Consider the following 25,080-nt stretch of genomic DNA (forward strand, 5'->3'; position numbering starts at 1 on the left):
CGGTTTATAGTCTTGAGGAGCACTAATGAAGATTACGGAAAGTATAACTATTGGCAATGATTTGCCTTTTGTACTATTTGGCGGTATCAATGTTATTGAATCAAGAGATCTTGCTTTAAAAACATGTGAAGCTTATGTAGAGATTACTCAAAAGCTTGGGATACCCTATATATTCAAAGCCAGCTTTGATAAAGCCAATAGATCATCAATACATTCCTTTCGTGGTCCAGGACTAGATGAAGGACTAAAGATTTTGCAGGAAGTTAAAGATACTTTTAATGTTCCTGTCATTTCTGATGTTCATGAAATAGATCAGTGTAAACCAGCTGCTGAAGTGATTGATATTTTGCAGTTGCCAGCTTTTTTAGCACGTCAAACCGATTTGATAAAAGCATTAGCAGAAACGGGTCGTCCGATTAATATAAAAAAACCACAGTTTCTTAGCCCTGAACAAATGAAAAATATCATTAATAAGTTTGATGAAATGGGCAATAATAAGTTGATGCTTTGTGAGCGTGGCAGCTGTTTTGGTTATGATAACCTAGTAGTAGATATGTTAGGTATTGGAGTGATGAAGCGTGTTAGTAATAACCTACCAATCATCTTTGATGTGACTCACTCATTACAAACTAGAAACTCAGGTAGCGAGGCATCAGGGGGTCGTAGAGACCAAATTATTGAGTTAGCCCGCTCAGGAATGGTAGCTGGCCTTGCTGGATTATTTTTAGAAGCGCACCCAAATCCTGATGCTGCTAAGTGTGATGGACCAAGTGCTTTACCTTTAGATAAGTTAGAGCCTTTCTTACTACAAATGAAGCAAATTGATGATTTGGTTAAATCGTTACCGAAGATTGAGATTCGTTAATCTAAAAATTATCAGTTATTTTTAGGGTAGACAAAGTAAGTTAGATATAATGCTTTTTGCTTATTAATCTGTTCTAGGTCTGGGATATTCGAACACAAGTTTTTATAAAAAGGTCGCCCTAATACGGTGACTTCTTTTCCTCTGAGTAACGCCTCAAAGCCACCCAATGACGTAATTGTATACACATGATCTACCGTCTCTAAAGCATCCACTAAATGGATAGACTGGGTGAGGATAAGACAATCTAGCTCAGTGAGCACATGGACGATAGACGGATCATCGAGTGTCATTGGATGTGGTTTCACAATGATTTGCGCCTCAGGGTTATCTTCAATCGCTTTGTTGACCACATCAAGCAGCGTAATGCCAATGCCACCACCATATTTTAATGAATCATCATGTGGTACCTGTCCTAATACCAACACTCGCTTCTTATTCTTAACCCCATATATTGGTGCGACATCCACATAGGGCTGATGATTATATTTACTCACACGTTTTGATACGTAATAATCGAGCATCTCTTGTGCCAATGTCTCATCATAGCCGTCTTGATGAAAGTCAAAGTTAGCAATTAAATCTGTCAAATCGTTCGGGCGAGTCGTATCGAAGTAGGGCGCTTGGCTGTCCATGACGATAGATAATGGCGGAGCACCGCTCTCATCGTCAGGGCCTGAACGAATAAAGCCATCTTCCAAAAAAAAGACATCTAAATTTTGCTCACGTATATATTCAATGAAATAATCAGGCGCTTTGTAACCCCAGATATAAATAACAGGATTGAGGCGCTTGATGAATGGTTTAAGTAGTAAACGAAAGTAGCGTTCACTAAAGTGTCGCTGTATTTGTATATGCGATGGCTCGAATACCCAGTCCCCAACGATATCTTGCCAAGGTAGCATACCGACGACTAACGCTAAACGCTGCTTTGGCTGGCGATAGTGCTTATAATAGCCTAATAACAGTGGCTGAATATAAGAATTGAATTTCATAATATGGTTAGCGTCCTAGTGGATGAAATATCTTATCTTTAAGAGACTGGATGAATTGTGTTGGCAATATAGTGCGATTCTCAGTATAGTTGCCTTTATAATTATAATAAATGTATGTTTTAAAAGCGTCTTGGCTGATTTTATGAAAAACAAGATATTAGTAACTGGCGGTGCGGGCTATATTGGCTCTCACACTTGTATTGCGCTGCATGAAGCAGGCTATGATATTGTAGTATATGACAATCTATCTAACAGTAGTCGTGAAGCTATCAACCGTGTCTCTACTCTTATTGGTCAGTCGATTGAGTTTATCAAAGGCGATACGCGAGATGCCGAGATGCTCAAACAAATCTTTGTAGCGCATCAGTTCTTTGCTGTGATTCATTTTGCAGGGCTAAAAGCAGTAGGTGAATCTGTCGCTAAGCCCTTGTTATATTATAATAATAACGTCAGTGGCAGCATTACTTTACTAGAAGTCATGGCAGAGTATAATGTCAAGAATCTAATTTTTTCGTCCTCTGCGACTGTCTATGGTGATCCTGAAACCTTACCTATCGATGAGAACTCAAAGCGCTCTTGTACCAATCCTTATGGGCAAAGCAAACTTGCCGTCGAGCACATCTTAGAAGACTTATCATTATCAGACAAGAGCTGGAATCTGATTTCTTTAAGATACTTTAACCCAGTAGGATCTCACCCATCAGGGCAGATCGGTGAAGACCCTAACGATATTCCGAATAACTTAATGCCATATATCTCGCAAGTAGCGGTAGGCAAGCTTGAAAAGCTCAGTATTTTTGGTAATGACTATCCTACCGTAGATGGTACAGGTGTACGTGACTTTATCCATGTCACTGATTTGGCGCAAGGTCATGTCGCAGCGCTGAATTATTTACAGCAACAAGCCAGCTCTAAAAGCGGTTCGGATACAACTGGCTCAGTCGGTTTTCTACCTATTAACCTAGGAACGGGTAAAGGCACCTCAGTATTAGATCTGGTTGCAGCGTTTACCAAAGTCTCTAAACAGCCTATTCCTTATAAATTTTCTGCCCGCCGTGCCGGTGATATAGCCAGTTGCTATGCTAGTGCAGATAAAGCCAAAGATTTATTAGGCTGGGAAGCCAAACTGTCAATTAATGAGATGTGTCAGGATACTTGGCGTTGGCAAAGCACGAATCCGAATGGTTATAATGAAGCCTAAGCTTTATCGAGCTATCGTCATCTACGGATGATTGCTTACTGTTTTAACTTATCGATTTAACTTTAAACTCACTTTTCTTATTAATATAGCCAAACATATATGAAAAATATCACCCACGCCGTTATCCCTGTCGCAGGCTTTGGCACTCGTATGCTGCCGCTATCTAAATCAGTGCCCAAAGAGCTATTGCCATTAGGCAATCGCCCAGCCATTCATTATGTGGTTGAAGAAGCGATCGCTGCAGGTATCAAACACATTGTCCTGGTCGGGCATGCACAAAAAAGCGCGATCGAAAACTACTTCGATATCAATGCCGAGCTGGATAGCCAATTGCGTCATAAAGGTAAAGATGAGCTAGCCGATAGCCTCAACTGGCTACCAGAGGACGTGACGGTATCAATGATACGTCAGGGCAAGCCGCTAGGTCTGGGTCATGCGGTATTGGCTGCTAGGCCTATTATTGGTGCGCATGATTTTGCAGTCTTGCTACCAGATGTCGTACTTGATCCGTTTACCACTGATATGTCTGCTGATAATTTAGCCTTTATGATTGATGCCTTTGCCAAGGATAGTCATTCGCAAATATTGGTAGATAAAGTCGCTGATGAAGATGTGCATAAATACGGTATCGCCCAATTAAATGAAGCGTTTAGTGCTGCGAGCGATATCGATGATAAAACGGAGGCTAATGCCAGTTTTAAAGTCGCTGGCTTTGTAGAAAAGCCGAGCTTAGCAGAGGCACCCTCAAAGTTAGCAGTGGTTGGTCGCTATGTATTTAGCAATCAAATCTTTGATTATCTAGCTAATACCAAAGCCTCTGTCGGCGGTGAGATTCAGCTGACCGATGCCATTGATGCGCTGATTAGCGAATACGGAGTCAATGTGACGACGATGCGCGGCGATAGTTATGATGCAGGCGATATGCGTTCATATATGCAGGCGTTTATTTATTTCGCTCAGCAACAGTTAGCAGAAGATGAATAGCTGATGGGTAATAACACTAATGAATAATATCAAGGACGATAGCGGCTATAACAACGCTCGCAGCTCTAAATATTGGCAGCAGTTGCAAATGCTAGCGGCGCAGCCGTGGTCACTTGCGACATTGTTCGCCCAAGATGATGGGCGTGCGACGCGCTTTAGTACCCAAGCTGGTCCTTTATACATGGACTACAGCAAGCAGTGTATCGACGAGACGGTATTATCTAATTTGTTGAGTCTGGCTGATAGCTGTGATTTATCTGCCCGTATTAAGGCGCTATTACAAGGGGCGATGGTTAATACCAGTGAAGAGCGTGCGGCTTTGCATACGGCGCTACGACTGCCCGAGGCCGCAGCACTACAAGTTGGTGAGCAAAATGTGGTCGCGGATGTGCATCATAGTTTGGCGCAGGTAGCCAGATTATCCGAGCGTGTCCGTAGTGGCACATGGCGCGGATTTTCAGGCAAGGCTATCACCGATGTGGTCAATATCGGGGTTGGTGGTTCTGATCTGGGACCACTGATGGCGACGACCGCGCTTGACGAGTGGGCAGATACCGATATTGAAGTGCACTTCGTCTCTAATATGGATGGTACCCAGCTTGATAATTTGCTCAAGCACTTAAATCCTGAAACCACCTTATTTATTATCTCCTCCAAATCCTTTGGTACCATTGATACCTTGTCTAACGCTAAGACGGCATTGTCGTGGCTGCTTGCCACTGCCAAGCTGCGCACTGGTACTGAAGACAGTGTGTTACGTCGCCACTTTATTGGTATTTCGGCTAACGGTGAAAAAATGAGCGCGTGGGGTATTCATCCTGAGCATCAGCTCCAGCTTTGGGAGTGGGTCGGCGGTCGTTTTTCTTTATGGTCAGCGATTGGACTGGCGATTGCTATTCGTATTGGCATGGCGGGGTTTAAAGCGCTATTGGCTGGCGCTCATAGTATGGATGAGCACTTTGCGCAGGCCGATTTTGCAGAGAACTTGCCAGTATTGTTAGGCCTACTTGCCGTTTGGAACAGTACCTTTTTAAAGGTAAATGCCCATACGGTACTGCCTTATGATGGCCGTCTTAGCTATTTGCCCAGTTATTTAACCCAGCTTGAAATGGAGAGTAATGGTAAGTCGGTTACTCAGCACGGTGATCATATTGACTATGATACCTGTCCGATTCTATGGGGCGAGATTGGCTCTAACGCGCAACATGCTTTTTATCAGTTGCTACACCAAGGGACGCAGCAGGTTTCTTGCGACTTTATCGCTTGTGTACGTCGTTATAGTGATACGCTAAAAAATACGCCGCTGCAACAGCAGCATGAGCTATCGCTAGCGAATTGTTTGGCGCAAAGTCGGGTGCTGGCCTTTGGTAATGCTGCGATTGCAGACTCAGTAACCACGGTTTCTGAGGCGGATAAATATAAATACTACCGTGGTAATCAGCTTTCAACCACGCTGCTTATCGACGAGCTTACCCCGCATAGCTTAGGGGCGTTGGTTGCGCTCTATGAGCACAAGGTCTATGTCATGGCTAGCATTTGGGATATTAACCCGTTTGACCAATGGGGAGTTGAGATGGGTAAGCAAATGGCTGAGTCAGTGCATTATGCGATGCAGCAAGAAGATAGTGGTCAGTTTGATACTTCTACGGATCAGCTCTTACAGCATATCAAGCGCTTCTCTTAATGTTGTCCTAGGTTTAATGATGCAGCATTTGACAGCTATCGTAGGGTGCATTCCATGCACCATCATAATAACGTTTGACTGATGCTTAGAAAGCACCCTACACTAAAATCCCGCCTACGCCAGCAGTATCGTTTGTAAAGCAAGCCGACCGTATAGTCGAAGCAGTCTAAAATGAGTACCAGGCAACCGAGCGCAGATAGTACACTAGTACAGCAAGCGAGGTTAACACCGTACCCGTTTATAATTGCTGTGACTATATTTAAAAGGATATAAGATGTCTGTCAATCTAAGCCATGCCGATAATATTAATAATAAAGCAAAAGTCTGCGTCATTGTTGGTCATGGTGTCGAAGCCATTACCAGTGCCGTGGTGCTGGCAAGCTTAGGTCAGACTGTTCATTTATATGCAGACTTAGAGATGCTAGAGCAGCAGTTGCAGCAATATAGCTTTGAGCGTCATTTGCAGGCGCTATGGCAGATGTATGACCAGCAAGAGCAGATTATCAGTCAAGCGTTACCAAGCAGTGCTGATAAGCTGTTGCAAATTTATGAAATAACAGGTCAAGATGCTAGTCATAAGAGTAATAAACAAAGCTCAGAAGTGGCGCTTTATTGGTTGTTTTTGGACAGCATAAAGTCAGTATGGTTGGAGGATAGCTGGATTACCGCTTTCAATCACAGTCATCAGCAGACGTTGCCTGTGATTATAAGTGGCATTGAGCAATTAGGGCATATCTCAGCACTCGCCCAACGCTTGCAACGTGCGTGGGTATACTACATACCGTTTGTATTCTTACAAGACGGTGATGCTTATAGCTCGATGTTGAATCCTTCTTTGTGGCTACTTGGTGAAAAGACTGCGGATAGCAGCAGTCAGCACTTAAGTGCGTTGCAACCTTTGATGCAGCAAGCGCGTGCTCGTCATTGTGCCGATATCGCTACGATAGAGTTTGCCCGTAGCAGTATTATGAGTATGCTGGCGACGCGGGTTAGCTTTATGAATGAGATGTCGCGTCTTGCTGATAGTCATGATATTGATATTCAGCAAGTCAGTCACATTATGGGTCTGGATGAGCGCGTTGGTAGTAGTTACCTGCAAGCGGGCTGGGGCTTTGGTGGTAATACTCTACCTACTGAACTCTTGCAACTACAGCAGTCGGGGCAGGCGAGCCGCGTAGATATGCCATTGCTACAGTCAGTTATACATATTAATGAAGATCAAAAAGAGCTGATATTCCGTAAATTCTGGCAATATTTTGATGGCTTTATCGATAACAAGACTGTGATGATTTGGGGCGGTAGTTATAAGTCAGGGTCAGGGCGTACCGTAGGGTCTGCTATCCATCCCCTATTAGCGCTGCTATGGTCTTATAATATTCAGACGCTGGTCTATAGTGACAAAGCGCAGACTGAACTAAAGGCACTATATGGTCAGCAGCCTTTATTAAAATTGGTTAACAATGCTTATGCGCCATTGGTTGATACACAAGCGCTATTTATCATGAGCTGGCCTTTAAATAGTGACTTAGATGTGAACCAAATTAATAAGACGGCTCAACCTATTTTCGATGCGCAAAACGCATTAACATGCATACAGATAGAGCGTTTGGTAGGTGGCTACATGGGTATTGGTCGTGCTAAATAAAATAAGATACAACTTCTCTTACTTCTAACGCTTAATCCGCACACCAAAGTAGTCTTTCGTGTGCATGTTCCTATAACAACAAGCTAACGTGCACAAATTTCACGATTATTTGTGCACGTTAATAGAAAAATATGCTAACGTGCACTAAATAATTCAATTATTGTGCATATAGAATGAAATTACTCGATGAATTACCAAATCTCGAAACGGTAGCTATTTTAAAAGCCAGCCTTTTAGCAAATAAAGCACTTGCTGAATTAAAAGGTGTTGCTGCCACGATACCCAATCAGCAGATGTTGTTAAGTACATTATCCTTACAAGAAGCACAGTCTAGTTCTGAGATTGAAAATATCGTGACCACACATGATGAAATATATCAAAGTAACTATCAAAATAACTACTTTACCTCGATAAATTCAAAAGAAGTACACAACTATGCTGCTGCTATGCGAGTAGGTTTTGATGTTATCAAAAAAACAGGCCTATTAACCTCTAATACCATTGTTGAGATTCAGCAAACATTAGAAGAAAATAGTGCTGGATTTCGTACACAGGTAGGAACGCAACTAAAAAACGCTAGAACGGGAGAGGTTATCTACACACCGCCGCAAAGCGTTGATGATATTCAAATATTGATGTCTGATCTAGAAAGGTTTGTCAATGATGAGTATTATTGTGAAATAGATGACTTGGTTAAGATGGCAATTATCCATCATCAATTTGAAAGCATTCATCCTTTTTATGATGGCAATGGGCGTACAGGGCGTATTATCAATATCTTATACCTTGTGAAACAAGAGCTATTAACAGTACCTATTTTATATTTATCTAGATACATTAATGACCATAAGCAAGACTACTATCGATTACTGCAAGCGGTGCGAGATACTAACTCTTGGCAAGAATGGGTTTTATTCATCTTAAAAGGTGTCGAAATCACTGCTAAACAAACGCAAGTGTTGATAGCAGAGATTAAGTCATTGATGGACGCTTATAAGATAAAAATTAAAGATTATAACGCCAATTTATACAGTCATGAGCTGATTAATAACTTATTTAAACATCCTTATACTAAGGCAGAGTTTTTAGTACAGGATTTGCAGGTTCATCGTAACACTGCGAACAGGTATTTGAAGCAATTAACAGAAATCAACCTACTTGTTAAGCAAAAAATTGGTAAAGAAAATTACTATATTAACCATCAATTATTCGACTTGTTGCAACTCTCATATCATGCAGGTGATAGGGTTTAAGGTTTGATTGAAGATTTGCTCATGACTTATAGATAAGTTTAGGAGTGATAAAAAATCATCCGCGCTTTTAAGCTAAAACGGCACCTTGTGCTCCAAGCCACTCCTCTATTTCTCTTATCTTATCGGCTAATAACTTTTCATCACCACAAGTTTCGATATTAAGCCTGATCAGCGGCTCGGTATTCGATGCGCGCAAATTAAAACGCCAATCACCAAAGTTAAGACTTAAGCCATCAAGCATCGATTTGCTTGGGTCTTCAGTACTAAACTTATCCTCGATAGCGCTGATGATGGTTGGCGCGTCATTTGTTGTGAGACGAAAGTTTAGCTCACCTGAGCTAGGATAAGCTTTGATATAACCAGTGACCAACTCAGATAGCGTCTTACCAGTAGTGGATAATAACTCAATGGTCAAAAGCCAAGGAATCATACCGCTGTCGCAATAGAAAAAGTCGCGGAAGTAGTGATGAGCAGACATCTCACCGCCATAGACTGCGCCTGACTCGCGCATGACTTGCTTGATAAATGAGTGCCCAGACTTACTGATGACTGCCTTGCCATTATGTTGTTTAATGACTGCTTCGGTATTGTAAATTACTCGTGGATCATAGACGATTGATTCATTTGGATACTTATTTAAAAAGGCTTGCGCGAGCATGCCAACGACGTAGCTACCATCAATAAATTCGCCGCTTTCATCGAATAAAAAACAGCGGTCAAAGTCGCCATCAAAGGCAATACCCAAATCAGCTTTGTTTTCCAAAACTGCTTGCTGGGTAGCCACTCTATTAGCTTCAATCATAGGATTGGGAATGCCGTTAGGGAAGCTACCGTCTGGCGTATGATGCAGTTTAATCACTTCAATCGGTGCGCCCGCTTGTGCCAGCTTGTCAATTAATAAATCAACGACCGGGCCTGCACTACCGTTACCTGAGTTAATAACCAGTTTAAGCGGTTTGAGCTTATCAGTATCTATAAAGCTGATGACGTGATTAACATAAGCACTTTTATCGTCTAATAACTGCAATTTCCCTGACTGGTTACTAGTATTAAACTGCCCTGATTCTGCCAATGCTTGAATCTCTGCTAAGCCATCATCGGCGCTAATTGGTTTTGAATGCTCTTTTACCAATTTTAAGCCATTATAATTAATAGGATTATGACTGGCAGTGACTTCGATACCGCCTAACGCCTGATAGTGACTGGTGGCAAAATACACTTCTTCTGTACCGCTCATGCCTAAATCAATAACATCAACACCCGCGTCAATAATACCTTTAAGGGTCGCTTGTTTTAACTGCTCGCTTGAATGGCGACTATCACTACCGATAACGATGGCAGGTTTTAAGTTTTTTAGTTCAGTTGAGCTATCAGCGGCGCTATAACGCTGATATAAAATCTGCGCAAAGGCACGTCCAATACGGTAAGCGATATCTTCATCAAGACTTACCCCAAGCTCACCGCGAATATCATAAGCTTTAAATGAGCTAATCGTAATAGGATGAAATTCAGTTGCTGGCTGGTAGCTAGTGGTCGCAGAAGTAGACATAATGACAAGATCCTTGCGCTAAAGCAGTGGTAAAATAACGAAGTAGATAGCACAATTATAGGCTAATAAACGTTCAATGCTACACTAATGACAAAATCGTTATGAAGTTAACGTGATTCTATTCAATAACAAAGAAAAGTATAAGAGCACCTTTTATGAGTACTGTAGAAAATAAAACCTCAGCACCCAAACCTGTACAAGGCACTCCAGAAGCGAGTGGGCAACTTGATGACCTGTTGGCACTGATGGCAAGATTGCGTGCTGACTGTCCGTGGGATAAAAAACAAAGCAATCATAGCCTCATTCCGTATGCGATTGAAGAAGCCTATGAGCTGGGTGAAGCGGTACAAAGCGATGATGACGAAGATATCAAAGGTGAGCTTGGCGATGTGCTGCTGCAAGTCGTCTTTCATTGCCAGATGTACGCTGAGCAAGGTCGTTTCGATATGAGCGATGTCATTACCACTCTACAAGAGAAGCTGATTCGCCGTCATCCGCACGTATTTGAGGCTGAAATCCTGAAAGATGAAGTGGCGGTTAAGGAACGTTGGGATGAAATCAAAGCAGAGGAGCAGCAAGTACGCGAGGCACGTGGTAAACCAAAGCGGCGTTTAGATAAAACCAAAGCGGGCAGTGCTTTGATGCAAGCGCAGGATGTACAAAAGCAGGCATCAAAATTAGGCTTTGATTGGGAAGGCATAGCAGGAGCTTTTGAAAAACTTGAGGAAGAAGTTAGTGAGTTAAAGGCTGAACTGACAGAGAAATCTACAGTTGCTGCTAAATATGACATAAGCAAAGCCAATATTAGTGATATTGAAAAAGAGCTGGGCGATTGCATGTTTGCGCTGGTCAACGTCGCACGTAAATTAAACCTTGACGCTGAGACAGCAACTCTCACTTGCGTGCATAAATTTAAGTCACGTTTTGGTTATATTGAAGAACAACTGGCTGCTGCTGGCAAGTATTTAGAAGACAGTGATATAACAGAGATGGATGCATTGTGGGAAGCGGCGAAACGAAATGAACGATCGTCATGAACGCTCATCATACAGCCTCGTTCATCAATTTAATAACGAACGCTGCATTCGGCTTCGCTTTGCTTATTATGATGCCAAATAGTGGGAATGCGGCGCCTTGTTTTGATAATCCACAAAGTGCTTATGCGCACCTTTTGGCACAAGAGAATGCTAAAACCCAAGCGCGCGAGCAAGCCATCGTCAATATCAATCGTGCTAGCGAAGGTGAACTGGTTTCATTAAACGGTATCGGTAGTAGCAAAGCCCAAGCGATTATTTTATATCGTGAAATGTTTGGCGATTTTAAGACGGTTGATGAGTTAGTAAAGGTCAAAGGTATCGGCGCCAAAACGGTTGAGAAAAATCGAGGACGTTTACGCGTATAAAATTAATGGCATTATTTTGCTTTAATTAACCCCAATATTGACAAAATTGCACGTAACTAAATGTCATAACGCACCTACTGCGCGCAAAATTTGTTAAACTAGTGAATACATCCGCCTGATAAACGCTGTGTTGGTCAGGGGTGGTTAAAGAATACCGGCGAGGAGTAGATGCATGGCCGAGCGTGCCGCCAAGCAGTTAGAACTGAATAAATCTGAATTACCCAATTCCATTACTGAAGTGATTGCCACATTAACCCGAGCTGGGTTTGATGCCTATATCGTCGGTGGTGGTGTGCGTGATACCTTGTTGGGTCTGCGCCCAAAAGACTTTGACGCTGTGACTGATGCCAAGCCACATGAAATCAAAGACGTCTTTGGTAAGCGCTGCCGCATTATCGGTCGTCGCTTTCAGTTGGCACATGTGTATTCAGGGCGAGAGCTAATTGAAGTTGCTACTTTTCGTGGTCCGCCAACGAGTGATGCTAATACCAATCAAGACGGTATGATCCTGCGTGATAACGTCTGGGGCGATATTAAACAAGACTTTTCTCGTCGTGATTTCTCTATCAATGCACTTTATTATCAGCCACTTAAAGGTGTGGTTCATGATTTTTGCGGTGCGCTTGAAGATATTGATAATAAGATCATCCGCCTATTAGGTCATGCACCCGTACGTATCGAAGAAGATCCGGTAAGATTATTGCGCGCGTTACGTTTCAAAGCCAAATTAGGTTTTGAGTTTGATGAAGAGTTGTCTCAGCAGTTCCACGATGATAATTGGGCATTGCTTGAGCAAATATCACCGCATCGTCTTTATGATGAAACGCAAAAGATGTTTACTGGCGGCTATCTAGTGCCACTGTTGCCATTATTGTTTGAGTCGGGTGCGATTGATAGCTTAATCATTTATCCACCTTCTGAGCCAAGTGCCTTAGTGAAACAGGTGGCTATCAATACCGATAAACGTATTGCCGCAGGTAAAAGCATCAATCCAGCGTTTTTCTATGCAGCCCTGTTATGGGAAAACTATCTACATCAGTTAGAAAAAGCTAAAAAGCGCAATATGCCTTTTGCTGAAGCGCAAATGCATGCGGCTGGCAAGGTCATCGACCGTCAACGCATCAAGACTGCTATCCCTAAATTTGCTGAGCAATTCATCCGTGATATCTGGATATTGCAGCCAAAACTTGCAGCCCCGCGTAGCAAGCAAATCGTCCAGCTCTCTGAGCATCCACGCTTTCGTGCAGGCTTTGACTTCTTATTATTACGTGAGCAGTGCGGTGATGCTGAGCATCCGCTATCAGAGTCAACCAACGGTATGGGTGACTGGTGGCAGACTTATCAGACTTTATCTGAACAGCAGCAGCAGCAAGCGATTGATGAGTTCGATGAAAACATTCGTCGCGGTGCTTATAAAAAAGGGCAACGCGCGCGCGGACGCAGTCGCCAAAAGCCTGAGTCATATACAGCGGATGAGTCAATGTCTAATCAGAATAATACTAAGCGTAGCAAAGCCAATGGCAGTACTGAAAAGCATGTTACTGAAAAGCATAGTACTGAGCAGGCAGTGGTGAACGATTCATCAAACATTCCATCACGCCGTCGCCGCGCTGCAAGCCAGTCAGCACTTGCTAAGCAATCTGATAGCAGTAAAAACAAGGATTACAACACGCAACAGGTAAAGCAGGACAGTAATGAGCTTGCTCAGCTACAGCAGTTGTCTCTTGCCAGTAGCAGCGACCAAGCGTCGAACAAACGCCAAAACGCTAAGCCTGCGCCATTGTTTGTAATCGAGCACGAAAAAGTCGTGCCGCCATTACAAAAGCAGCTATCAGGTGCTGATAAGCCTAAGCGTAGCCAAGAGCCTGTACAGCAAAAATCAGCTACGTCAAGCCCAACGGCTGAGAAAGAGCGAAATAATCAAGATACAAAATCTGATACTAAAGTTGATCGTTCAAGTGGTGCTCAACAATCTAAGGCAAAGCAGTCAGATTTCAAGCAGTCAGAAGATAAACCTTCTTCTGCTAACGCATATCCTACTCGTTCGGTGGCAAGATCACCTGCACTAGTCAGCATGAATAACGAGCCGATACCGCATAAGCGTCGCCGCCGTGAGCCTACTGTAGAAAAACAGCCAGCTGATAATAACGACCAAACTGCTGCGAAGTATGCGAAAAAAGCGCCTAAGGAAATAGTCCAGCGTAACGGAAAAGCCGAGAAAACGGTAGCGCGTGTAGAAGCTACGACAGGAACCAAGAGTTCAGGAAACAAGGCAGAAACTAATAAAGCGACTGCACCTGCGAAAGCTAGAAAACCAGCTAGACCGACAGAAGCAAAGTCTGCTAAAACCAGTCAAGCTGCTAAAGAAAAGGTTGATTCTAGTAAAGTGATTGATAATAAAGCAAGTACCAATAAGGTGAGTGACAGCAAAGGGCCTGTACCGTCGAAGCGTCGTCGCCGTCAGCCTAGTACCGATAATGCCTAATATGGATAATCGTATAGGCAACGCTCATTGGGTGACTTGCTATGTAGGCTTAGGTAGCAATCTGGCTAATGAGTTAGGTTCACCTGTAGAGCATTTGCAGCAAGCACTTGCAGTGATGCGAGAGCATGAGCAGATACAAGATGTTCGTGTTTCTTCATTTTACGCTTCAGCGCCTATGGGGCCGCAAGATCAGCCAGACTTCGTCAATGCAGTCGTTGGTTTTGAGACGACGTTGCCACCTTTTGAGTTGCTCACATTTTGCCAGCAGCTAGAAGAGCAAGCTAAGCGTGCACGTATACGACGTTGGGGTGAACGTAGCCTGGATGTCGATATTTTGTTATACGGTGAAGCGCAAATTGCAGAGCCGCAACTAACCATACCGCATGCTGGACTGCCTGAACGTAATTTTGTCTTAATACCGCTACAAGAGCTAGCACCAGAGCTAGTAATTGCTGGCAAATCGATAGATGATTATCCACAAAGTAAAGATTGGACAGGCTTAAAGCTACTATAGTTAATTTATTATTGAATTGAATCAACTGTAAAGTAAATATAGCGCTATTGGGATAAATTTTGCGCAGCCTCTGTCTGCGTAGGCACAGCAAGCAAGGAAAAATTATCCCAATAGCGCATCACAATTTTTGTGCTTCTTTTGTTTAGAATGACTATATATCAAGCAATTGCTAAGTTTTTTGATCACAAACAGAATAACAGTTACTAATAAGTTAAAAGCATTGCAGATTAAATGAGGGTCATATGACGACGTTATCTACTTTAAATAATTTTAAAAAAGACGGCACCAAGTTTACTTGCCTGACGTGCTATGACTCGATGTTTGCACGAATGATGGACAAGGCGCAGATTGATACTATTTTGATCGGTGATAGTTTGGGCATGGTGGTACAAGGTCATGACTCAACCTTGCCCGTTACAATCGATGATATGGCTTATCATACGGCTAATATTGCCCGTAGTAATAAGCATGCACTAATTTTAGCTGACCTGCCGTTTATGAGTTATGTGACTCTGCCAGAGGCTGTGGCCAATAGTCGTCAATTGATGCAAGCCGGCGCGCATGTCATAAAGATTGAAGGTGGCAGTGAGCTTTGTGATTTAGTCACGACCTTAGCACAAGCGGGTACACCAACTTGTGTCCATCTTGGCTTGACTCCGCAATCTGTCAATGTTTTCGGCGGCTATAAAATCCAAGGTCGCGGTGATGAAGCGGCTGATAAGCTGCTTGCTGATGCTAAAGCGGTGGTTGCTGCAGGGGCTGCATTACTTGTATTAGAATGTGTGCCAGCTGAGCTCGCTAAAGCAGTCACAGAAGCTGTTACAGCGCCAGTGATTGGTATTGGCGCTGGCGCAGATACTGATGGTCAAGTATTAGTGATGCATGACATGCTAGGTATGGTACATGGCCGCGTGCCGCGCTTTGTTCATGACTTTTTGACCGATGAACGCAATAGCGCCCATAGTATTGAAGGCGCCTTTGCGCTTTATCAGCAGTCAGTGCGCGAAGGTAGCTTTCCAACTGAGCAGCACCAATTTAGCTAATCTTATTGAATTTTTGGGTTTTTACGATTATAAGTAGAAGAATATTTAACGATGCCAATTATTTATCAGCAGATTTCAGCACTGCGTACCGCCTTGCAGCCTTATCGTGGTCAAAGAAATGACAATCAAAATAGCCCACAACGTATTGCGCTAGTACCAACGATGGGCAATCTGCATGATGGTCATCTTGAGTTAGTAAAAATTGCTAAGCAGCATGCTGATATCGTGGTCGTTAGTATCTTTGTGAATCCTACTCAGTTCGGGGAAGGAGAGGATTTCGACAGTTATCCACGTACCTTAGATGAGGATGTCGCAAAGCTAGCAACGGTTGGTGCAGATTATGTTTTTGCGCCCAGTATTGACGAGATGTACTCAGTATTGCCGCCACCGACTGCCGTTCTTGCCGGTGCTATTACCACTCAATTATGTGGTCGATCGCGTCCTGGGCACTTTGACGGTGTTGGTATTGTGGTCTCGAAATTGTTTAACATTGTGCAACCTGATGTGGCTGTATTTGGTCAAAAAGATTACCAGCAACTGGCGATTATTAAACAGTTAGTACGCGATCTGAGTTATCCGATTGAAATAATAGGTGCACCTATTGTCCGTGCTGCTGATGGCTTGGCGCTATCCTCACGCAATCAATATTTAAATGCGGCTGAGCGTCAAATTGCACCTGCACTACATCAAGAGCTGCAACGTCTGGCACAAAAGTTGCTGAATTGCGAACATAGTCAGAAAGCGTTTGAAGCACTATTAGCAGAAACACGTGAGCGTATTACGGATGCTGGTTTTATTATAGATTATCTAGAAGTAAAAACTGACCAACTAGACTCTGTCCCTAATAATGCTGCAATCTTCAATGCAGAAAATCAAGACTTGGTTATTTTAGTCGCGGCTTGGTTGGGACGTGCGCGTTTATTGGATAATCAACTTGTTACCTTCAAATAGCAATTTTAATAATTGATTAATGAAGAGTCGTTATAATAAAAACATAAACCCTTTAGCATGCTCGTAGATAAGCTAAGTAGTAAGATAGATATTATGCATCAGTGATTTAATAAACTAGGATGGTGGATCATGGAAGCAGCAGACCCGAATCAAGGAAATAAAGTAGCGACAGAGCAGTCAGCAACGAAGGAAGCTAAAGGCAGTGGTGTCAGTATCCTAGTAATTTCTGGGCGCTCAGGGTCGGGTAAGACATCAGTATTAAATATTTTAGAGGACTTGGGTTATTATTCTATTGATAATTTACCACTCTCCTTGATACCGAACGCAGTTGATAAATTAGTGGGTGAAAGTGGTATTCGCCGTATTGCCCTTGGCGTTGATATTCGTACCCCACGCGCAGATTTGAGCAACTTTGCCTCTATCTATAAGACGCTCAGACAGACCTATGGTAAGCAGACAATTAAAGTTATCTATGTGACGGCGCAAGATACTATCTTGGTTGCACGTTTTAACGCTACTCGCCGCGTCCATCCGTTAATGGCTCAAGAAACTGAAAGCTCTACTTATCCTACGTACAATTTGCCAGCTGCTATCAAAAAAGAAGAAGAGTTACTAGAACCTATTGCCAGTTATGCTGATATAAAAATTGATACTAGCAAGTTGAACATTCACCAGTTAAAAGATCGTTTACGCGATCATATTGGTGTGGACAATAAGATTGTGATTAATCTACTGTCTTTTGGTTTTAAATATGGCAGTCCTATCGATGCCGACTTTGTATTCGATGTTAGGATTCTACCAAACCCACATTGGAACCCTGAGTTACGTACCGCGACGGGTCTTGATGCAAAGGTTGGTGAATTCTTTGCTGACTATCCAGAAGTGGCTGAGATGACCAACGATATCGCTAAATTTTTGGATCGTTGGTTGCCAGACTTTTTGCACAATAATCGTCATACAGTGACGGTGGCAATTGGTTGTACTGGTGGTAAACATCGCTCAGTTTTTATTACTGACAAGTTGCAAAGTTATCTTGCTAAGAGCTTGCCTAAAGGCCTAAAAGTGGTGGCCAAGCACCGTGAAAAAAGCCGTTGGTAGCGCTGTTGGTAGTTAGTAGATAAGCAATATTGATAACGTATTACTGAAGATCTATGCTGATGCAAATGGTTGTCAGCACCCCCTAATTTTTACTTATTATTTTGGAAAGCTTGTATGATTGACTGGTCAGAACATGACATGCGCGTATCGCGCACTGAACTTAAAAAATCTCATGAGCGCTTACAAGAGTTATCGATACCGCTTGCCGGTTTATCGAAAAAGCAGCTCAAAAACCTACCTGCCAGTGACTATTTTATGGCAGAACTGATGGCGCTTGCTGATATCACCAGCGCTAATGCTCGCAATCGCCAAACTAAGCGGGTTGGTAAACTAATCAGTGAAGAAAACCGCCATGAGTTGGTAAAAGCATTGTTCGATGCTTTTTTTCCAAAAGAGCAGGTTGCTAAAATTGAAAGCTGGCGAGGCAGGCTTAATATCAATGACGAGGGTACGCTAAAGCAATTTGTAAAGCAGTATAAAGCCTCAGAACGCAACAGCTTATATCAGCTATTACTTTGGATTGAGTATGCTAAGCATACAAACGATGATGAGCTGATGATGGAGTCTGAAGAAGACTTGGCCAGTTATATTCGAGAAGTCGCAATTTTGACTCAGATAAAGTATTAAAGATATTTTATACCTATGCTATGAACAGCTGTTTTATAAAATGGCTGTCAAATGTCAAAATGAGTACAATAAAAAAGCCAATCATTGACGATTGGCTTTTTTATTGAAAACTTATACAGTGTCAGTTATTTTTTCTCGGCGCGAACTTTATCGACTAAATAATCAACGACTTTAGGAACGTTAGCACCTTCACCTGTTACGACATATTTGCCTTGTACTACCACTGCTGGTACACCAGAGAGTTGATAGCGCTTAGCACCAGCTTGTGAGCGACCAATTTTGGTACCTACGGCAAAAGAGTTATATAAGCTGTTAAACTTCTTCTGATCAACGCCCTTTGTAGCATACCATTTGCTTAGTGATGCTTGGTCAAATAACTGTTTGCCATCTTTGTGAATAGCATCAAACAAGGCATCATGAGTTTTATTTTCATAACCTAACAGCTGAGCGGCATAAAAACCGCGCGCGCTGGCTTCCCAAACTGGATTTAGCGCTGCTGGTGTTTTAAAGAAAGCCACGTCTTTATCTTTGGTCTTAGCCCATTTTTCCATATGTGGGTTAAGGACGTTACAATGCGGACAGCCGTACCAAAAGAACTCACGTACAATAATAGCATCACCGCTGATATTCTCTGGATTATCTAGCACGCGGTAGTCCTTTCCTGCAACATAATCGGCGGCTTGTGCGCCCATATTGGCAAGTCCAATGGCAACAGCCAGACCAGTCAGTGTGATGATACGTTTCATACTTCTTCCTTTGGGGATAAATGTTTGAAGTTTTAATGACGATATTTAATGATAATAAATAGTAAAGCGCAAGCCGCTTATAATAACGTAAAATGGCGCTGCTTGTGAACCAGATTCTTAACTAACCGTTGTAAAGCTGTTAGACATTATTTACGCCACCTTGCCCATGGCCAAGACAATCGATTATTTTTAGTCTATCAGTTGGTAATTTAAAGGCGCTTCTACAATCGATCCACTATAAAATAAATACAGCGCTACTGAGATAAATTTTGCGCAGCCTTTGTCTGCATAGGCACAGCAAGGAAAAATTATCTCAATAGCACGTTATAATTCTTGGATTTCTTTTATTTAGGACTGACTATAGCTTGTTATCAGTTAACAATACCACTCATAATCGGTCACGATGTCCTTACGACAAAGCGATGACTCTCATGCTAACATTAAGTCCATGTCAGCGCATAATAGATATAGATAATGACAATAAAGGAAAAATGCTATGAGCTCAGCTATACCTTCTTCATCTACTAACACTCATTCCGATACTATTGCAGATACTACTATCGTAAAAACTAACGATGCAAATATGAACACAGCCACCAACGTCGATCCAAGTGAAGTTGATAAGTTTAATAAGCTTGCCAGCGAATGGTGGGATAATACGGGTGCGTTTGCAACCTTGCACCATATCAATCCACTACGCCTTAATTGGATAGAAGAAAACGTTAAACGTGGCTATCAAGGTGGTGATGCTAACAAAACGGCTGAGATGGGTCTGACTGGTAAAAGGATATTAGATGTTGGTTGTGGTGGCGGCATATTAGCCGAATCAATGGCGCGTCGCGGTGCTGATGTCACTGGTATTGATTTAGGTACTGAAAACTTAAAAGCCGCCAGCTTACATGCAGAGCAGAGTAATCTAAATGACTCTTTACGCTATCAGCATATACCGGTCGAAAAATTAGCAGAAACTCATGCCGGTCAGTTCGATGTGGTGACTTGCATGGAAATGCTCGAACATGTACCGGATCCAAGCTCTATCGTACAAGCTTGTTTCGATTTGCTTGCCCCAGGCGGAGTCTGTGTGCTCTCTACTATCAATCGTAGCCCAAAATCTTACTTGTTTGCGATTGTCGGAGCGGAGTATGTATTGCGTCTATTAGATCGTGGTACGCATGATTATGCAAAATTTATTACCCCAGCTGAGCTTGATAAAATGGCATTAAACTCAGGCTTTAGCCGCCAAGATATTATCGGCCTGCATTATAACCCGTTGACCAAACGCTACTGGCTGGCACAGAATGTCGATGTCAACTATATGCTAGCCGTCCAAAAACCACTGGTTTAATACAATTTTTAATAATAAGAGCATGCAATATGACGCAATTTGTAAAAGCTGTTTTGTTCGATCTAGATGGTACGCTGATTGATACCGCTGCTGATTTTGTACGCATCATTGGCAAAATGAGTGCGCAAAATAATTGGCAAGCACCGCCCGAAGCACATATTCGCGAGCAAGTCTCTGCTGGTGCGTCAGCGATGGTGCAGTTAATGCTACGTCACAACGACCAAATCGACCTCAGTGATGAGGAGTTGTCACAGTATCGCCAGCAGTTTTTAGATGACTATGAAGCAGATATCTGTGTCGATAGCTGTGTATTTGGTGAGCTTGAAGCAGTGCTAACTGCTCTTGAAAATAAAGGCGTGCCATGGGGTATCGTAACCAATAAGCCGCGTTATTTATCTGAGCAACTGCTTAAAGTTATGCAACTAGATGGGCGCTGTTCGGTCTTGGTTTGCCCTGATGACGTCTCACGTACTAAGCCTGATCCAGAGCCGATGTATATGGCGTTAGAGAAGCTTGCAATACCGCGTGGCGCTGCAGGTTGCGTACTTTACGTGGGCGATCATGTACGTGATATAGAAGCTGGAAAGGCTGCTGGTATGCCAACGATTTTGGCCGCTTATGGTTATATTCCACCCGAAGATCAGCAAAATCTAAAAAGCTGGGGCGCAGACTATATTATCGATACCCCTGAACAGTTAAGTAAATTGCTATTATCTCCGGGCAAATTTGAATACTTATAGTTCAAATACATCTATATCTAGCTAGTATTAGATAACCTAAAAAAATAAATCTTTATAGTAATCTTTATCATAAATCGATAAATAGCAGGTAAACCTATGAGCGACAATGTTAATCAACCTTCTAATAAAACTGCCAACCAAGAAGCTAATCAAAAAGCCAGTCAAAACTCTACGCAACCTTTAAGCCATGATGAGATTCGTCATTTTGTGCCGCAAGATAACTGCTTAGAGGGCAAGACAATCTTAGTCACAGGTGCGGGAGACGGTATTGGGCGTATTGCCGCATTGACCTATGCTCGCTATGGTGCGACGGTATTATTATTAGGTCGTACTAGCAGCAAGCTCGAAGCTGTCTATGATGAGATTGAAAGCTTGGGTGGTAAGCAGCCAGCGATGCTACCGATGGATTTAGAAAAAGCCACTTATGCCGAAATGCAGCAGTTAGAAGGATTGATCGTCAAAGAAATCGGTCAACTTGATAGCGTCCTACACAATGCAGGATTATTAGGTGAGCTGACACCGCTTGAGATGTACGATGTCGATATCTTTGCCAAAGTGATGCAGGTCAACTTTACAGCGACCTTTATGCTGACTCAAGCACTATTACCGTTACTTAAAGACGCGGCTAATGGCTCTATTGTCTTTACTTCCAGTACCGTTGGCACCCATCCGCGCGCATTCTGGGGTGCATATGCACTCTCAAAACAAGCCGTGGAGGGCATGAGTGATATCTTCACTCAGGAGACGCAGAACACGACTAATCTGCGCTTTAATTGTATCAATCCAGGCGGTACGCGTACCAACATGCGCGCCCATGCTTTTCCGGGTGAAAACCCGATGAGCTTAAAAACACCTGAAGATATTATGGCAGGCTATGTCTGTCTAATGAGCGATGATAGTATCGGTGTACGCGGGCAGGTCGTGGCTTTGCAACCAAAAGACTAGAGCGTCTAAAGCGGCCAGCTATAGTTGTTTTTTGTACATTGAAAACAGTTTAATTTAGCCCCATCTATATGTTCTTAAAGCATTTTATATTAATAATAATGACTAAATATATCAAAAAGGATAGATTATGGCAGGTGGCTGGTCGAGAGATGGCGCAGAACATGAGCAAATGGATGCGACCGTCAATGATGCGTTAGATCGTGTACGAAGTGCTATACCTAAAGGTGATAGCGCTGAGTTTTGTGATGAGTGTGGCAATCGAATTCCAGAAGCACGGCGTAGTGCTTTACCTGGGGTACAGCACTGTGTAGGCTGCCAAACTGAGCTTGAGCAAGAAGCAAAAGCCGCTGAGCTGTTTAATCGCCGTGGTAGTAAAGACAGTCAATTGCGCTGATAGATTACGAAAATAGGTGGTGTTCTAAAAAGTATGCTGGCGATAAAAGTCAATACGAAATCTATGCTAAGTTCTCTGATTCTATAGGGCTTTCAAGGCTTCAAAAATTGTTCAAATTTTAATCAGCATACTTTTTGACACACCACCCGAAAATAAAAAAGCCAATGCTAAATCATAGCGTTGGCTTTTTTTATTTGGCGAGTAGTGCCATAAGCTCATGGTCGTAGACATCCCAATCTATAAGCGGTTGGCGCTCATTTTTGGACACTTTACTATTAATGTGACTATTATCCGTATCAGCAAGTAAGATAACTTCTATTCGGCTATCGATTTGCGCGCTCGTAGTCATGATGGTTAAGCTATCAGGCGTAAAATTCAGTTGTTGCCAGCCATCAGAGGTATGTACCACACCTTTAATGCGTTGCCAGTTAGGGAGTTGCAACAGCCATTGCTGCAATTCGTCCACTGCAAACACCCAATGTGAAGGTAGTCGCCAGCCAGCTAATAACATACTTTGCTGCTCGTCATGATAGCGATAGGGCAGCTCATCATCCATCGTCATTGCTGCTGAATTACCTGTATTCGGCACGTTAGTCAGTAAGTGATTAGGTAGGGTCAAGCTAATGCGTGACTGATTGGACTGTGTTGTGCGTTGCTTGAAGATACTCGCACTGGGCTGATTAAGTTGCATGCTAAGCTGAGCGACTGTCAATTCTGAGGACGCATCATTAGGGGCCGCCCAAATGATGCTTGCTTGCGCATTGAGCGTTCCAATCCACGTGAGCAGATCCTGCTGGCAAGTAGCGTCTAATTGCTCATAGCGATTGATGACCACTACGTCAGCCGCCTGAACATGCGCTTGAAAGCCTTCATGTGAGCGATATTTTTCTTGTTGCCATTGCAAGCCACTTAGTACCGTAATGACGGCTTGCATACTTAGGGATGTCTGCCAATGCGGTGCGCTTAACTGTTTGACTAGTTCGTGCGGATGAGCCAGACCTGTCGGCTCAATAATAAGACGCTGTGGACGATGCTCACTTAAAAGCCGAGTAAGTGCAATTTGTAGTGGCAATTGGCTGGTGCAACAAATACAGCCACCGCTGACCTCTCGAATAGCAATAGTGTTTGGCTTTTCGACGTCGTTTTGTCTACCTTTTAATAGGGCGCCATCAATACCAATACGTCCAAACTCATTAATCAATAAGGCCCAGCGTACATCAGCTGGTTTAGTAGCGAGCAGTTGATTAATAACGGTAGTTTTACCAGCACCCAAAAACCCTGTCACCAGTGTGCAGGGTATATTTTGAATAATTGCCGAAGAAGTCATATATAAGAATTTACTAAGTAGTTGTGCTTTAAAGTGAATACTCTAAAGCACAAAACGATGGGTTAAAACTAATCTGTCGTGGCAGTCGTTTGTTCTGGTTCTGCTTCGTCAGGAACGAAAACATAACCTACGCCCCAGACCGTTTGAATATAGCGAGCTTGTGAAGGGTTATCCTCAATCAGACGACGTAGGCGTGACACCTGTACATCGATTGAGCGCTCCATAGCACCCCACTCACGGCCACGCGCAAGATTCATAAGCTTATCACGAGTTAAAGGTTCGCGTGGATGCTGTACGAGCGCCTTTAGGACAGAAAATTCACCGGTAGTCAAAGTAACTACATTGCCATCGCGTTTAAGGGTACGCGTAGACAAGTCAAGCGTCCATGGCCCAAATTCAACCACTTCTAACTGATAGCTTGGCGCACCAGGTAACTCACGGTTTTGACGACGTAGTACCGCTTTGATACGTGCTAGTAGCTCTTTTGGATTAAAAGGCTTGGGCAAATAATCATCTGCACCAGCTTCAAGTCCAGCAATGCGATCGGCATCACCACCTTTGGCCGTAAGCATGATGATCGGAATATCTCCATTGTCTTCACGCAGACGTCTACAAATACTGATACCGTCTTCTCCTGGTAGCATTAAGTCTAGCACTACTAAAGAAAACAGTTCACGCTGCATCAATTTGTCCATCTGACTGGCATCATGAGCAGTACGTACTACGAAGCCGTCATCTTCCAGAAAACGCTGCAACAAAGAACGTAAGCGAGCATCGTCATCAACGACCAAAATTCGCTGAGTCATAGTATCGGTGCTTTTATTATCAGTCATGCAGAGATCCTTTAATAAACATTATTATTGTCAAAGATTATGTAGTTATTAATAACCTACTAGTCAGGTAGCTACACTGTCAGAAGGCTATGAGTTGTAATCAGGGGTTATAAATCCACTCAACAGGTAATTTATTTTATATGCTATCCATTGCACAAAAATATATAAAGTATTTATAACATAAAACGTTAAATTTACGGTCAGAAGTTCTAGGCCTAGCTATAATTATTTAAATCAACCCTCGGTGCAAATTAGCCAATCTATCTTAATGAAAAAAGAAATCCTAAGCCAAATATAACCGTTCATACCTCTATTGAAAGGTTTGAGGCAGATTAGCGTTTTTAAACCTATGCCTTTAGTGTATAAGATTGAACAAGTAATTGCATCACCCGTGGACATAAATGCTGTATGCGTTTGTTTAACGTAGTGATTAGCGCTAGATTATATGAAAATTCAA

At 42.7% G+C, this 25,080-nt stretch carries 23 protein-coding genes; 18 read left to right on the plus strand and 5 right to left on the minus strand.

Going from position 1 to position 25,080, the window contains the following annotated elements; genetic code table 11:
• Positions 1 to 25 precede the first annotated feature (25 nt).
• Positions 26 to 865 carry a 3-deoxy-8-phosphooctulonate synthase gene (kdsA, locus tag ACTQ9S_RS11630; RefSeq protein WP_440455015.1) on the plus strand — a complete coding sequence of 280 codons (840 nt, stop codon included), beginning with the start codon at positions 26 to 28 and terminating at the stop codon, positions 863 to 865.
• Positions 866 to 876: 11 nt separating this feature from the next.
• Here the strand turns inward: kdsA and ACTQ9S_RS11635 are convergent, their stop codons facing one another.
• Positions 877 to 1,857, minus strand: a complete 981-nt coding sequence (locus ACTQ9S_RS11635) for a capsular polysaccharide export protein, LipB/KpsS family (protein WP_440455016.1) — start codon at positions 1,855 to 1,857, stop codon at positions 877 to 879.
• Between the two features lie 142 nt (positions 1,858 to 1,999).
• Between ACTQ9S_RS11635 and galE the strand changes: the two genes are divergently transcribed.
• The 5 genes from galE to ACTQ9S_RS11660 all read left to right on the plus strand — a co-directional run bounded on the left by galE (position 2,000) and on the right by ACTQ9S_RS11660 (position 8,624).
• Positions 2,000 to 3,058 (plus strand): UDP-glucose 4-epimerase GalE, encoded by a 1,059-nt coding sequence (gene galE / locus ACTQ9S_RS11640; RefSeq protein ID WP_440455017.1) that lies wholly within the window; start codon positions 2,000 to 2,002, stop codon positions 3,056 to 3,058.
• A gap of 99 nt (positions 3,059 to 3,157) precedes the next feature.
• Positions 3,158 to 4,042, plus strand: a complete 885-nt coding sequence (locus tag ACTQ9S_RS11645) for a UTP--glucose-1-phosphate uridylyltransferase (RefSeq protein WP_440455018.1) — start codon at positions 3,158 to 3,160, stop codon at positions 4,040 to 4,042.
• A gap of 19 nt (positions 4,043 to 4,061) precedes the next feature.
• Positions 4,062 to 5,726, plus strand: a complete 1,665-nt coding sequence (pgi, locus tag ACTQ9S_RS11650) for a glucose-6-phosphate isomerase (protein WP_440455019.1) — start codon at positions 4,062 to 4,064, stop codon at positions 5,724 to 5,726.
• Between the two features lie 274 nt (positions 5,727 to 6,000).
• Complete coding sequence (locus ACTQ9S_RS11655) at positions 6,001 to 7,371, plus strand: UDP-glucose/GDP-mannose dehydrogenase family protein (RefSeq protein WP_440455020.1); 1,371 nt, start codon at positions 6,001 to 6,003, stop codon at positions 7,369 to 7,371.
• Between the two features lie 173 nt (positions 7,372 to 7,544).
• Positions 7,545 to 8,624: a Fic family protein gene (locus tag ACTQ9S_RS11660; protein WP_440455021.1), complete on the plus strand. Its 1,080-nt coding sequence runs from the start codon at positions 7,545 to 7,547 to the stop codon at positions 8,622 to 8,624.
• Positions 8,625 to 8,691: 67 nt separating this feature from the next.
• Here ACTQ9S_RS11660 and ACTQ9S_RS11665 read toward each other — a convergent pair whose 3' ends face one another.
• Positions 8,692 to 10,173 carry a phosphomannomutase CpsG gene (locus tag ACTQ9S_RS11665; RefSeq protein ID WP_440455022.1) on the minus strand — a complete coding sequence of 494 codons (1,482 nt, stop codon included), beginning with the start codon at positions 10,171 to 10,173 and terminating at the stop codon, positions 8,692 to 8,694.
• A gap of 155 nt (positions 10,174 to 10,328) precedes the next feature.
• Between ACTQ9S_RS11665 and mazG the strand changes: the two genes are divergently transcribed.
• The 8 genes from mazG to yjgA all read left to right on the plus strand — a co-directional run bounded on the left by mazG (position 10,329) and on the right by yjgA (position 18,293).
• Positions 10,329 to 11,210 carry a nucleoside triphosphate pyrophosphohydrolase gene (mazG, locus tag ACTQ9S_RS11670; RefSeq protein WP_440455023.1) on the plus strand — a complete coding sequence of 294 codons (882 nt, stop codon included), beginning with the start codon at positions 10,329 to 10,331 and terminating at the stop codon, positions 11,208 to 11,210.
• Positions 11,207 to 11,575 (plus strand): ComEA family DNA-binding protein, encoded by a 369-nt coding sequence (locus ACTQ9S_RS11675; protein ID WP_440455024.1) that lies wholly within the window; start codon positions 11,207 to 11,209, stop codon positions 11,573 to 11,575. Before mazG ends, ACTQ9S_RS11675 begins: the two co-directional genes overlap by 4 nt.
• A gap of 172 nt (positions 11,576 to 11,747) precedes the next feature.
• A complete protein-coding gene (gene pcnB, locus ACTQ9S_RS11680; RefSeq protein WP_440455025.1) occupies positions 11,748 to 14,060 on the plus strand; it encodes a polynucleotide adenylyltransferase PcnB in 2,313 nt (770 codons plus the stop codon).
• A 1-nt stretch (position 14,061) separates the two neighbouring features.
• Complete coding sequence (gene folK, locus ACTQ9S_RS11685; protein WP_440455026.1) at positions 14,062 to 14,574, plus strand: 2-amino-4-hydroxy-6-hydroxymethyldihydropteridine diphosphokinase; 513 nt, start codon at positions 14,062 to 14,064, stop codon at positions 14,572 to 14,574.
• Positions 14,575 to 14,816: 242 nt separating this feature from the next.
• On the plus strand, positions 14,817 to 15,617 hold the full coding sequence (gene panB / locus ACTQ9S_RS11690) for a 3-methyl-2-oxobutanoate hydroxymethyltransferase (protein ID WP_068033805.1): 801 nt from the start codon (positions 14,817 to 14,819) through the stop codon (positions 15,615 to 15,617).
• Positions 15,618 to 15,668: 51 nt separating this feature from the next.
• Positions 15,669 to 16,568, plus strand: a complete 900-nt coding sequence (panC, locus tag ACTQ9S_RS11695) for a pantoate--beta-alanine ligase (RefSeq protein ID WP_440455027.1) — start codon at positions 15,669 to 15,671, stop codon at positions 16,566 to 16,568.
• A gap of 129 nt (positions 16,569 to 16,697) precedes the next feature.
• Positions 16,698 to 17,666 (plus strand): RNase adapter RapZ, encoded by a 969-nt coding sequence (rapZ, locus tag ACTQ9S_RS11700; RefSeq protein ID WP_351118933.1) that lies wholly within the window; start codon positions 16,698 to 16,700, stop codon positions 17,664 to 17,666.
• A gap of 114 nt (positions 17,667 to 17,780) precedes the next feature.
• Positions 17,781 to 18,293, plus strand: a complete 513-nt coding sequence (gene yjgA, locus ACTQ9S_RS11705) for a ribosome biogenesis factor YjgA (RefSeq protein WP_068033809.1) — start codon at positions 17,781 to 17,783, stop codon at positions 18,291 to 18,293.
• A 125-nt stretch (positions 18,294 to 18,418) separates the two neighbouring features.
• On the opposite strand, the gene ACTQ9S_RS11710 is transcribed toward yjgA, so the two are convergent.
• Positions 18,419 to 19,039: a thiol:disulfide interchange protein DsbA/DsbL gene (locus ACTQ9S_RS11710; RefSeq protein WP_068033811.1), complete on the minus strand. Its 621-nt coding sequence runs from the start codon at positions 19,037 to 19,039 to the stop codon at positions 18,419 to 18,421.
• A 583-nt stretch (positions 19,040 to 19,622) separates the two neighbouring features.
• On the opposite strand from ACTQ9S_RS11710, the gene ubiG reads away from it, so the two are divergent.
• The 4 genes from ubiG to ACTQ9S_RS11730 all read left to right on the plus strand — a co-directional run bounded on the left by ubiG (position 19,623) and on the right by ACTQ9S_RS11730 (position 22,463).
• Entirely contained in the window at positions 19,623 to 20,384 is a 762-nt protein-coding gene (ubiG, locus tag ACTQ9S_RS11715; RefSeq protein WP_350655708.1) for a bifunctional 2-polyprenyl-6-hydroxyphenol methylase/3-demethylubiquinol 3-O-methyltransferase UbiG, read from the plus strand.
• A gap of 29 nt (positions 20,385 to 20,413) precedes the next feature.
• Entirely contained in the window at positions 20,414 to 21,124 is a 711-nt protein-coding gene (locus ACTQ9S_RS11720; RefSeq protein WP_068033813.1) for an HAD family hydrolase, read from the plus strand.
• Between the two features lie 96 nt (positions 21,125 to 21,220).
• Entirely contained in the window at positions 21,221 to 22,069 is an 849-nt protein-coding gene (locus tag ACTQ9S_RS11725) for a YciK family oxidoreductase (RefSeq protein ID WP_440455028.1), read from the plus strand.
• A 127-nt stretch (positions 22,070 to 22,196) separates the two neighbouring features.
• Positions 22,197 to 22,463, plus strand: coding sequence for a DksA/TraR family C4-type zinc finger protein (locus tag ACTQ9S_RS11730; protein ID WP_440455029.1), 267 nt, complete (start codon positions 22,197 to 22,199; stop codon positions 22,461 to 22,463).
• Between the two features lie 190 nt (positions 22,464 to 22,653).
• On the opposite strand, the gene ACTQ9S_RS11735 is transcribed toward ACTQ9S_RS11730, so the two are convergent.
• Positions 22,654 to 23,790: a CobW family GTP-binding protein gene (locus ACTQ9S_RS11735; protein WP_440455030.1), complete on the minus strand. Its 1,137-nt coding sequence runs from the start codon at positions 23,788 to 23,790 to the stop codon at positions 22,654 to 22,656.
• A gap of 68 nt (positions 23,791 to 23,858) precedes the next feature.
• On the minus strand, positions 23,859 to 24,623 hold the full coding sequence (ompR, locus tag ACTQ9S_RS11740; protein WP_068033820.1) for an osmolarity response regulator transcription factor OmpR: 765 nt from the start codon (positions 24,621 to 24,623) through the stop codon (positions 23,859 to 23,861).
• Positions 24,624 to 25,080 lie beyond the last annotated feature (457 nt).

It is taken from the genome of Psychrobacter sp. ASPA161_9, assembly GCF_051970275.1.
Taxonomy (GTDB): domain Bacteria; phylum Pseudomonadota; class Gammaproteobacteria; order Pseudomonadales; family Moraxellaceae; genus Psychrobacter.

What these genes read in the sequence shown, in the direction of transcription:
- pgi (WP_440455019.1), top strand. Translation starts at nt 4,062, where the DNA reads ATGAATAATATCAAGGACGATAGCGGCTATAACAACGCTCGCAGCTCT.
- rapZ (WP_351118933.1), top strand. Translation starts at nt 16,698, where the DNA reads ATGGAAGCAGCAGACCCGAATCAAGGAAATAAAGTAGCGACAGAGCAG.
- ompR (WP_068033820.1), bottom strand. Translation starts at nt 24,623, where the DNA reads ATGACTGATAATAAAAGCACCGATACTATGACTCAGCGAATTTTGGTC.
- ACTQ9S_RS11635 (WP_440455016.1), bottom strand. Translation starts at nt 1,857, where the DNA reads ATGAAATTCAATTCTTATATTCAGCCACTGTTATTAGGCTATTATAAG.
- ACTQ9S_RS11660 (WP_440455021.1), top strand. Translation starts at nt 7,545, where the DNA reads ATGAAATTACTCGATGAATTACCAAATCTCGAAACGGTAGCTATTTTA.
- ACTQ9S_RS11645 (WP_440455018.1), top strand. Translation starts at nt 3,158, where the DNA reads ATGAAAAATATCACCCACGCCGTTATCCCTGTCGCAGGCTTTGGCACT.
- ACTQ9S_RS11720 (WP_068033813.1), top strand. Translation starts at nt 20,414, where the DNA reads ATGACGCAATTTGTAAAAGCTGTTTTGTTCGATCTAGATGGTACGCTG.
- galE (WP_440455017.1), top strand. Translation starts at nt 2,000, where the DNA reads ATGAAAAACAAGATATTAGTAACTGGCGGTGCGGGCTATATTGGCTCT.
- ACTQ9S_RS11730 (WP_440455029.1), top strand. Translation starts at nt 22,197, where the DNA reads ATGGCAGGTGGCTGGTCGAGAGATGGCGCAGAACATGAGCAAATGGAT.
- panB (WP_068033805.1), top strand. Translation starts at nt 14,817, where the DNA reads ATGACGACGTTATCTACTTTAAATAATTTTAAAAAAGACGGCACCAAG.
- ACTQ9S_RS11675 (WP_440455024.1), top strand. Translation starts at nt 11,207, where the DNA reads ATGAACGCTCATCATACAGCCTCGTTCATCAATTTAATAACGAACGCT.
- folK (WP_440455026.1), top strand. Translation starts at nt 14,062, where the DNA reads ATGGATAATCGTATAGGCAACGCTCATTGGGTGACTTGCTATGTAGGC.
- ACTQ9S_RS11665 (WP_440455022.1), bottom strand. Translation starts at nt 10,173, where the DNA reads ATGTCTACTTCTGCGACCACTAGCTACCAGCCAGCAACTGAATTTCAT.
- mazG (WP_440455023.1), top strand. Translation starts at nt 10,329, where the DNA reads ATGAGTACTGTAGAAAATAAAACCTCAGCACCCAAACCTGTACAAGGC.
- panC (WP_440455027.1), top strand. Translation starts at nt 15,669, where the DNA reads ATGCCAATTATTTATCAGCAGATTTCAGCACTGCGTACCGCCTTGCAG.
- ACTQ9S_RS11710 (WP_068033811.1), bottom strand. Translation starts at nt 19,039, where the DNA reads ATGAAACGTATCATCACACTGACTGGTCTGGCTGTTGCCATTGGACTT.
- kdsA (WP_440455015.1), top strand. Translation starts at nt 26, where the DNA reads ATGAAGATTACGGAAAGTATAACTATTGGCAATGATTTGCCTTTTGTA.
- ACTQ9S_RS11725 (WP_440455028.1), top strand. Translation starts at nt 21,221, where the DNA reads ATGAGCGACAATGTTAATCAACCTTCTAATAAAACTGCCAACCAAGAA.
- ubiG (WP_350655708.1), top strand. Translation starts at nt 19,623, where the DNA reads ATGAACACAGCCACCAACGTCGATCCAAGTGAAGTTGATAAGTTTAAT.
- pcnB (WP_440455025.1), top strand. Translation starts at nt 11,748, where the DNA reads ATGGCCGAGCGTGCCGCCAAGCAGTTAGAACTGAATAAATCTGAATTA.
- yjgA (WP_068033809.1), top strand. Translation starts at nt 17,781, where the DNA reads ATGATTGACTGGTCAGAACATGACATGCGCGTATCGCGCACTGAACTT.
- ACTQ9S_RS11655 (WP_440455020.1), top strand. Translation starts at nt 6,001, where the DNA reads ATGTCTGTCAATCTAAGCCATGCCGATAATATTAATAATAAAGCAAAA.
- ACTQ9S_RS11735 (WP_440455030.1), bottom strand. Translation starts at nt 23,790, where the DNA reads ATGACTTCTTCGGCAATTATTCAAAATATACCCTGCACACTGGTGACA.